The sequence below is a fragment of the Methylobacterium sp. J-088 genome, assembly GCF_022829295.1.
Lineage (GTDB): Bacteria > Pseudomonadota > Alphaproteobacteria > Rhizobiales > Beijerinckiaceae > Methylobacterium.
In genome coordinates this window covers 85,051-92,600 of record NZ_JAKSYH010000121.1, presented here as the reverse complement: position 1 = coordinate 92,600, position 7,550 = coordinate 85,051, and the positions used below count along the sequence as shown (strand labels likewise).

Sequence of the window (7,550 nt, the reverse complement as noted above, 5' to 3'; positions counted from 1 at the left end):
CCCCTTTGCCGAGGGCGGGGCAGACCGGACACCGAGACGCCACGACCCAGTCGCGCACCGTCTGGAGCCCGACCCCGCCGAGAGCGGCGGCGGCCGAGCGTGAGCCGCCCGCGTAGATCGCCGACACAGCCAGCAGGCGCCGCGGATGGGCGGGATCGCGCGCGCAATTGGCCACGGCGCGCAGGCCCTCCGCGTCGAAGTCCGATCGCAGTGGCACCGGTGCAGCCATGCCATCTCCTCGGGCTCCAAACCCGAAGACAGAATCACCCTTCAGCCGCCAAGGCTACCCCGTGAGTCCCACTCAACGAGAGCTGGTATCAGAGGTTCGAATCCTTTCGGGGGCGCCACTTTCTACATCTCTCAACTTGAACCTGTTCGCGCGGGGCACCGCGACTGACGCCCGTGGTGTTCAACCGGAACGCTGCCGGCGACGCTGACAGGGTCGGGGTGCGGGTCGGCATCGACGCTACTTGATGTGGCCCGCGTCGTGTTCGACCGTATCGTCCGGAGATTTCATCGAACACCAGAACTCTCTGGATCGGGCACCAGCGGGGGCAGCGTCGCCGTCGGAGTGTCGTCGGTCGGCCGCGTCGACGGCCGGTGCGCCTGGCCAAGGCGAGGCTCGCAGGACGAGCATTCCGGGCCTTCATCCCTGGGCCGGATCACGCGCGAATCCGGGGAAGCTGGCGTCGTGCGGGCGACCGCTGCCGATCTTGAACCTCGCCATGCAAGCCCCGCCTGCACAGGTTCCCGCCTGCACTGGTGCGACGCATCCGAGACGCCGCGGTGGATGAGCCGGTGGCGCGGCCACGCTGGCGATGACGCGTCTTCGTCGCGGTATGTCGATTATGAATTGTATATCCTTCTACATTGAAGTCGGGCCAGCGGTTCAATACACCTTTGGGTGGTGCGTCCGGGTCGGATCGCATGCGCCATGGATCGTGGAGGGGCGTCCCTTGCCGGAGAGTGCGCCTGAACGGATCGCCCCCTGTCCGCCGCCGCGTGAGCGCATGATCAGACGCATCGCCGAAGCGCTGGGCCGGCCGGAGGCCATGTTCCGCAAGGACGGCGCATCGGGATCCGACTTCGCCGATCAGGGTGAGCTGTTGCGGATCTGGCAGAGTCTGACCGACCACGCGGACCGCCGGAGGATCCTGGCCTTCGCGCGCGGGGTGGCGTCGGAGCGCTCCGGCGTGATCCGCCCATGATCTTCGTGACGAATGCACAGGGACGGGCGACCTTCATCAGCCCGGAATGGACCGACTTGACCAGCCAGTCCCTGGAGGACGCCGTGGGGTTCGGCTGGGCTCGGGTCGTGCATCCGGAGGATCGCGACATCGCCCGCACAACCGTCGAGTCCGCCATTCAGGCACAGCGCGCCTTCAACCTGCGCTACCGGATGCTGGCACACGATGGCCGGGCCATGTGGGTCGCCGCCGGGGCGGTACCGTCCTTCGGCCCGCCGAACCGGACGTTCCTGGGCTTCCTCGGATCGATCACACCGATGGCTGAAGATCCCGCCGCGGAGATGCGGGCCTACGGTTCGCTCGGGAGTTTCGTGCCGCCTCCGGTGCATCCGGCGACACCGCCGAGTTCCATGCTGGAGGCCATGGCGGATCACCTCCTCATGGCCCACACCCTCGTCGAGCCCGCATCCGTGGGGCGTCTGCGCCCCCTCATCGAGCGGCTGCTGCACGAGGTCGGGATCGAACTCGCGCGCGCCGAGCTGGAGGGGCCGGCCCAGGCCGCGTTTCACTGACGCGACGGACCGAGCCGGGGCGGCGTATCCCGGATCGTTACGGCGTGATGGTACAGGTCGAAACCGGCCGTATCCGGGCCGTGGCCAGCGCGCGGTCATCGGCACACAGCGTATCGGGTCGTTGAGGCGGCAGCGGCACCCGGCGACGGTCGCCGCCGGACTGGTTCTCCGCCAGCCTGAGGAAGCCAGCTTCCGGACCCGTGCGCTTCAACCGATGCGCGGCGGCCTCGCGTCTCTCGGCCGCCAGCCGGGCATCGTGTCTCCGCTGGGCCCGGAGGAGCGCCAGGCGTCTGTGATGGCGCAGGATGCGCAAGCGCGCGGTCCGGGCGTAGCGCCGCGCCCGGGCGGTCAAGCGTACAGGGACGGGGTCCGAGCGCACGCCACGCCCGCGGGCCCCGTCATGCGTCGGCACGTCGGCGCTGCGGAGTGAGACCGGCCGCAGGGTGGGGCGCGCAGGCCCGGCCTCCGGGACGGGGGCCGCCGCGACTGCCTCCCGCGGCGCCCGCACGGGCAACGGGTTGGACCGGACGATGTCCAGCGCCGGTGGCGGCGCACCGCATCCCCGGCAGATGGAGGCGGAGATGCGCCGCCACGTCTGGGCATCCCGGTCGACAAGGTCCCTGAGCCGGGCTTGGTCGCTCACCACCGGCCGGCTCCCGACCGGTGTCTCGCTGGGCATCTCGGTCAGGGACGCGGCCTGAGCGGCATCGCCCGCGATCAGACTGATGGCCATGATCGCGCGTACGAGACGACGCATCCACCCTCGCTTTACCGGTTGCACAGAGGTCGCAGGAACGCTGCGGGGCTGTTACGGCGCAGCGCGCGATATGGTTCCACGCTGCGTGGCCGCCCAAAACCTTCGGTCGGGGGTCAAGAGGACGATCGCGTGGCCAGGCTGAACTGGATCGGCTCCCGGACCCGCCGGAAGCGCGGCCGCGCGAACGCGCGGGCGGATCGGGAGGCGTGTGGCCGGGTGAGGTGCCGTGCGAGGGGGAGGTCGCGAGGGGCGGCCGCTCGGATCCGCGCGCGGCCGCGCTGGCGTGTCGGCAGATCCGCCTGCTGGGCGCCGACATCCGGAAGACTGGTCGCGGACGGCACATCGGTATCGACCGGCTGGGCGCTCGGTCGCTTGGCCGTCTCGCTGGGCAGATCGGCCCAACGCCGCGGACCGGGCGACAGGTCATCGCGATCGGCGGCGGATTCTGCGGACGATACGCGCGTGATCACGCTGACGGTACGGGGCTCGGCTGGATCGGACCGGCGCGTCGGCAGGAGCGCGACATAGACCGCTGCCCAGAGCGCCACGCCGGCAAGGACCGAACCGACAAGGGCAACGTGATGGGTCATGGCGCCAGCAACGGCCGGCCCGATCTTATGGTTCCTGCCGAGGTACGCCGTCGCGGCTGTCTCCGCGGACATCACGGCGCGTGGCGGTCCGATCCGCAGGCCGCAGGTCTCGCAGACAGGCATGCCAGGGGCCCGCTGGCGCGCTGATGCCGGAAGATCCTCCGGCGCCGTACCCACCGGCGGCTGAACGGGAGGGGCTACCGGACGTGAGCCGGGCGCCTATGTCGCTGACAAAGGAGCGTTTCGACCCATGATCATGATCATCATCTGCTTCCTCGCGCCGTGGCTTGCCATGTTCCTGCGCGGGAAGGTGCTTCAGGGCATTCTCTGCATCATCCTACACGTGACGATCATCGGCTGGATCCCGGCCACGATCTGGGCACTCGTCGTCACGCGGCGGGAGACGGCCTGACAGGCGCTCCGCCGAGGCATGCACCGCCTCGGTATCGCGGCGAACCGAAGATGCGGAGCCGTGCGGGGTGCACGGCTCCGACCGCCCGGTGCACCGTCAAGGCCGGGAAGCCTGGCCGCGCGCTCCGGTCCGACCCTGTCGAAGGCGTCACGGTGCCGTCGCGGACGGCCTGATTCAGTGGGGGCTGTGGTGCGGACGGCCGATCGGCAGGGCCGCGACCGAGATCAGGAAGGGGCAGTCCGGCTCCGTCGATCCGATGTTCGACAAGGGACGCGTCGTGAGATCGACGCGATGACCGCCGGTCCGGCGGCCGAGGCGCTGAACCGCGATCCTGAGCGTCTCTTCGTAGGCGGCCTCGTCCGTATCGCCCGCAGGCATGTCGGCACACAATTGGGCGAAGGCGGTACGAAGATCGATGTCGGCCATGGGTTCATCCACCTGAACTGCGCAGGCCAGGGAACGGGGACGTGGTTAATGGAGCGTTAACCCGCGCCCAGGATCGCGTGACGATCGGGGGCTTCGGTTCGGGTCGATATCCGCGGGCGCCAGGGCCGAGAATCGCCCGTCGGCGGGGACGGTCCGCGACCGATCCGCAAAGGGATTTTTAACGGTCCGTCCGCATGCTCGTCGGCTCGATGTTGTCGTGAGCGTCCATCGGGCGCCGGAGCCTTCGACGCCATGGCCCTGCTCAGTGCGATCTGCTTGCTCTCGGGCGTGACACTGGCCGGCATGGCGCCGCAACGCTCGGTCCGGCAGACAACTTTCGAAGGCGCCGGCGGCGGCCTGATCATGCTCGGCCTCGTCATCATCGGCGCCGGGCTGCCACTGTTCCGATAGCGACCGGACGCCGACCGCACGTCCTGACCCGAGGAGGGATCAGGGCGTTCCGCGCCGGCATGGCCCCTAGTGCATCGATCCAGACGGAGGCGTCAGCCGAGTCCGGAAAATTGATGCAAAACTAAAGGTCTGGTGCTCACTCGCATGAACGAAGTGCATGCGAGTGAGCACTTGGTCGCTCTCCGCCGAAGTGGACACCGGTTCGGCGCAAGAGAGCGCGCAAGAACAAAGGCTTCGCGTGGGGCTCGAGTGCAACGCGATCGGGCACCGCTCTAGCCGACCCCACAGGGTGTGCCGGCACAAAGACCTGGACAGAAACAGAGATGGCGAGCCGGGTTCGATTGCCCCGAAATTGAACGCCGCTCTAGCCGAGGACTTCGTCCGGGCGGCTTCGGACGGCCGCCACGTCGGACCCGACATCGTCCAGCGCGCAGCGGACCTGTTCCAGGGCGGAGGTCACGAGTTCGGCCGTGTGATGAGATCCTGCGCAGTCCCGTGCCCGAAGGCCGCGCCCGTCGCACAGATACGGCATCATCTGGCCGTGAAGCGTCGCATAGGCGCCGGGGTTGGACAGCTCGTAGACGACTGCCAGAGCGTGGTAGGCCCGAACCAAGATCTCCAGCGCGACATCCGACCGGCTCGCGGCCTGCTCCCAATCATCGCTGTCCATGTCGCGCTTTGAGTTTTATTGCTGTCCAATCGACAGTTAACATGCCCCTTTAAGACTGTCGATATTCTAAGCTATTGTTATTGCAGCGCTTCGGGGTGCGGGAACATTTAACGGCGGCTTATGGCTCGACTGCAACACAGGTAGATGTTGGCTGATGAAATCAAGTCATCATCTGATTGCGCCCGCGTCGGGAAGGCCGAATCATCGTCGCGATCTTGTTCTCCGCCTCGGCCAGCACGCTGTTCACAAGGTGAGTGGCATTCTCGACGGTTCCGGCAGCGAGGGTTCCGCTCCGGCTCGATTCCTCGGCGATGCGGAAATTGTCCTCGACGAACGCACGGATCTTCCGCTGAACATCGACGAACTCGCCCGGGTGGGCGGTTTCGTAGAGAAGCGCCAGGGCCAAGTAAGCGCGACCGACCATGTCGAGTGCCAGATCCGCGCTCGTCTCGGAACTCACGATCTCGGTCGAGGCCACGGTGGATGATCCCTGTCGATTACATCCGAGCAGGCTAACAGAACGCGAAGGCGTTGCAATCGGCCAAGTTGTTCCGCATGCGGTTTTCCCTGAGACATCTTGGACCGGCGGATCGGGCTTTGATTCCGTCAGGTTTTCCCCCACCGGAAACCACGGATCCATGCCGGACCTGTCACGGGCTCCTGCCGGGGAGTTGCAATCCGCGGTGATCCCCGAAGATCGTCCCGCCGCAGCCTTCTCGGGGTGGTTCGGTTGCGCCGGGCCGGTAATTCCATCCGGCGGCGGGTCGGGCGGCGCACGCGCGTCTGCGTAATCGAGCCTGTCAGAATCCCGACGCTTTCATGGAGTCGTGGCCGGATCGGGCCCCTCGGCTGTGGTCTCGCGCGGCCAAGCCGATTATCGACACCCGCAAAGGGGACGGCCTCGCCCGGCCCGTAGGATCCGGCCGAGCGCCGGAAACCCAGGAGAGTTGTGACCGTGCCCGACAGCACCCCGCGCCCCGTGATGCTCGTGATCCTCGACGGCTGGGGCCTCCGGGACGAGATTGCCGACAACGCCGTCCACCAGGCCCAGACGCCGGTGTTCGACGGGCTGATCCGGGAGCGCCCCCAGGCACGGCTGCGGACCTTCGGTGCGGATGTCGGGCTCCCCGAGGGACAGATGGGCAATTCCGAGGTCGGTCACCTCAATATCGGCGCGGGCCGGGTGGTCCTGCAGGATCTGCCGCGGATCGACACGGCCATCGCGGACGGGTCGCTGGCCCGCAATCCTGCCCTGACCCGGTTCATCGAGGCCCTGCGCGCCACGGGCGGCACCTGCCACCTGATGGGGCTGCTGTCGCCGGGCGGCGTCCACGCGCACCAGGACCACGCGGTGGCGCTGGCGCGCGTGCTGGTCGAGGCCGGCATCCCGGTCCGGCTCCACGGCTTCACCGATGGGCGCGACATGCCGCCCCGCTCCGCCGCCACCTGCGTCGCCGCCGTCGAGAAGGCGCTGCCGCAGGGCGCACGCATCGCTACCCTGTGCGGCCGCTATTTCGCGATGGACCGCGACCGGCGCTGGGAGCGGCTCACGATCGCCTACGACGCCCTGATCGAGGGGCGCGGCACCCGCTTCCCCCGGGCCGGGCAGGCGGTGGCCGCCGCCTACGCGCAGGATATCTCGGACGAGTTCATGAAGCCTGCCATCATCGGCGACTATGCCGGCATGCGGGACGGCGACGGACTGCTGAGCTTCAACTTCCGCGCCGACCGGACCCGGCAGATCCTCGACGCGCTCCTCGACCCGGACTTCTCCGGTTTTCCCCGGTCCCGGACAATCCGCTTCGCCACCGCCCTGGGCATCGTCCAGTACAGCGTCGAGCTCGACGCCTTCGCCGACGCGCTGTTCGGTGCCCTCGACCTGCCGAACGGGCTCGGCGAGACCGTGGCCCGGGCCGGGCGCGCGCAGCTGCGCATGGCCGAGACCGAGAAGTACCCGCACGTCACCTACTTCATGAATGGCGGCCGCGAGGCGCCGTTCGAGGGCCAGGATGCGATCCTCGTGCCCTCGCCGAAGGTCGCGACCTACGATCTGCAGCCGGAGATGTCGGCGCCGGACCTCACCGACCGCGCCGTCGCGGCGATCGGCTCCGGGCGCTACGACCTCATCATCCTGAACTTCGCCAACCCCGACATGGTCGGCCATACCGGCAGCCTCGCCGCCGCCGTGACGGCGGTGGAGACCGTCGATGCCTGCCTCGGCCGCGTGGTCGAGGCGGTGACCGCGCAGGGTGGGGCGCTGCTGGTCACCGCCGACCATGGGAATTGCGAGACAATGCGCGACCCGGAGACCGGCGAGCCGCATACCGCCCACACGCTCAACCCGGTCCCGGTGACTTTGGTTGGCGTCGACGGGGTGTCGCTGGCCGATGGCCGGCTCGCCGACGTGGCGCCGACGCTCCTCGACCTGATGGGCCTCGACCAGCCGGCCGAGATGACCGGCAGGTCCCTGATCCGCCGGGCCGGTTGATGGACCGGCATGGCGGCTGCACCGGTCGGGCCGTCAT

10 protein-coding genes and 1 pseudogene are annotated in these 7,550 nt (G+C 68.5%); 5 read left to right on the top strand and 6 right to left on the bottom strand.

The annotated features are described in order from the left end of the window. Nucleotides 1–267 (bottom strand): annotated as a pseudogene (locus MKK63_RS13320) (hypothetical protein); the annotation flags it as partial. 743 nt (nucleotides 268–1,010) lie between these two features. Between MKK63_RS13320 and MKK63_RS13315 the strand changes: the two are divergent. After that, a complete protein-coding gene (locus MKK63_RS13315) occupies nucleotides 1,011–1,208 on the top strand; it encodes a hypothetical protein (RefSeq protein WP_244002423.1) in 198 nt (65 codons plus the stop codon). Further along, complete coding sequence (locus tag MKK63_RS13310; protein ID WP_244002421.1) at nucleotides 1,205–1,759, top strand: PAS domain-containing protein; 555 nt, start codon at nucleotides 1,205–1,207, stop codon at nucleotides 1,757–1,759. Before MKK63_RS13315 ends, MKK63_RS13310 begins: the two co-directional genes overlap by 4 nt. A 37-nt stretch (nucleotides 1,760–1,796) precedes the next feature. On the opposite strand, the gene MKK63_RS13305 is transcribed toward MKK63_RS13310, so the two are convergent. Both MKK63_RS13305 and MKK63_RS13300 read right to left on the bottom strand, forming a co-directional pair. Next, on the bottom strand, nucleotides 1,797–2,516 hold the full coding sequence (locus tag MKK63_RS13305; RefSeq protein ID WP_244002419.1) for a hypothetical protein: 720 nt from the start codon (nucleotides 2,514–2,516) through the stop codon (nucleotides 1,797–1,799). A gap of 113 nt (nucleotides 2,517–2,629) precedes the next feature. Next, a complete protein-coding gene (locus tag MKK63_RS13300; RefSeq protein WP_244002416.1) occupies nucleotides 2,630–3,106 on the bottom strand; it encodes a hypothetical protein in 477 nt (158 codons plus the stop codon). Between the two features lie 250 nt (nucleotides 3,107–3,356). Between MKK63_RS13300 and MKK63_RS13295 the strand changes: the two genes are divergently transcribed. After that, a complete protein-coding gene (locus tag MKK63_RS13295; RefSeq protein ID WP_243922072.1) occupies nucleotides 3,357–3,518 on the top strand; it encodes a YqaE/Pmp3 family membrane protein in 162 nt (53 codons plus the stop codon). 174 nt (nucleotides 3,519–3,692) lie between these two features. Here MKK63_RS13295 and MKK63_RS13290 read toward each other — a convergent pair whose 3' ends face one another. Beyond that, the gene (locus MKK63_RS13290; RefSeq protein ID WP_244002414.1) at nucleotides 3,693–3,944 is read right to left on the bottom strand and encodes a hypothetical protein; all 252 of its coding nucleotides are present in this window, start codon (nucleotides 3,942–3,944) and stop codon (nucleotides 3,693–3,695) included. A gap of 252 nt (nucleotides 3,945–4,196) precedes the next feature. Here MKK63_RS13290 and MKK63_RS13285 point away from each other — a divergent pair, with 252 nt between their 5' ends. Then, complete coding sequence (locus MKK63_RS13285; RefSeq protein WP_244002412.1) at nucleotides 4,197–4,355, top strand: hypothetical protein; 159 nt, start codon at nucleotides 4,197–4,199, stop codon at nucleotides 4,353–4,355. A gap of 364 nt (nucleotides 4,356–4,719) precedes the next feature. On the opposite strand, the gene MKK63_RS13280 is transcribed toward MKK63_RS13285, so the two are convergent. Both MKK63_RS13280 and MKK63_RS13275 read right to left on the bottom strand, forming a co-directional pair. Further along, nucleotides 4,720–5,025: a hypothetical protein gene (locus MKK63_RS13280; RefSeq protein ID WP_244002411.1), complete on the bottom strand. Its 306-nt coding sequence runs from the start codon at nucleotides 5,023–5,025 to the stop codon at nucleotides 4,720–4,722. A gap of 160 nt (nucleotides 5,026–5,185) precedes the next feature. Beyond that, nucleotides 5,186–5,503, bottom strand: a complete 318-nt coding sequence (locus MKK63_RS13275; protein ID WP_244002409.1) for a hypothetical protein — start codon at nucleotides 5,501–5,503, stop codon at nucleotides 5,186–5,188. Between the two features lie 504 nt (nucleotides 5,504–6,007). Here MKK63_RS13275 and gpmI point away from each other — a divergent pair. Beyond that, on the top strand, nucleotides 6,008–7,513 hold the full coding sequence (gpmI, locus tag MKK63_RS13270) for a 2,3-bisphosphoglycerate-independent phosphoglycerate mutase (protein ID WP_244002431.1): 1,506 nt from the start codon (nucleotides 6,008–6,010) through the stop codon (nucleotides 7,511–7,513). The last annotated feature ends 37 nt before the right edge of the window (nucleotides 7,514–7,550 follow it).

What these genes read in the sequence shown, in the direction of transcription:
- MKK63_RS13315 (WP_244002423.1), top strand. Translation starts at nt 1,011, where the DNA reads ATGATCAGACGCATCGCCGAAGCGCTGGGCCGGCCGGAGGCCATGTTC.
- MKK63_RS13310 (WP_244002421.1), top strand. Translation starts at nt 1,205, where the DNA reads ATGATCTTCGTGACGAATGCACAGGGACGGGCGACCTTCATCAGCCCG.
- MKK63_RS13305 (WP_244002419.1), bottom strand. Translation starts at nt 2,516, where the DNA reads ATGCGTCGTCTCGTACGCGCGATCATGGCCATCAGTCTGATCGCGGGC.
- MKK63_RS13300 (WP_244002416.1), bottom strand. Translation starts at nt 3,106, where the DNA reads ATGACCCATCACGTTGCCCTTGTCGGTTCGGTCCTTGCCGGCGTGGCG.
- MKK63_RS13295 (WP_243922072.1), top strand. Translation starts at nt 3,357, where the DNA reads ATGATCATGATCATCATCTGCTTCCTCGCGCCGTGGCTTGCCATGTTC.
- MKK63_RS13290 (WP_244002414.1), bottom strand. Translation starts at nt 3,944, where the DNA reads ATGGCCGACATCGATCTTCGTACCGCCTTCGCCCAATTGTGTGCCGAC.
- MKK63_RS13285 (WP_244002412.1), top strand. Translation starts at nt 4,197, where the DNA reads ATGGCCCTGCTCAGTGCGATCTGCTTGCTCTCGGGCGTGACACTGGCC.
- MKK63_RS13280 (WP_244002411.1), bottom strand. Translation starts at nt 5,025, where the DNA reads ATGGACAGCGATGATTGGGAGCAGGCCGCGAGCCGGTCGGATGTCGCG.
- gpmI (WP_244002431.1), top strand. Translation starts at nt 6,008, where the DNA reads ATGCTCGTGATCCTCGACGGCTGGGGCCTCCGGGACGAGATTGCCGAC.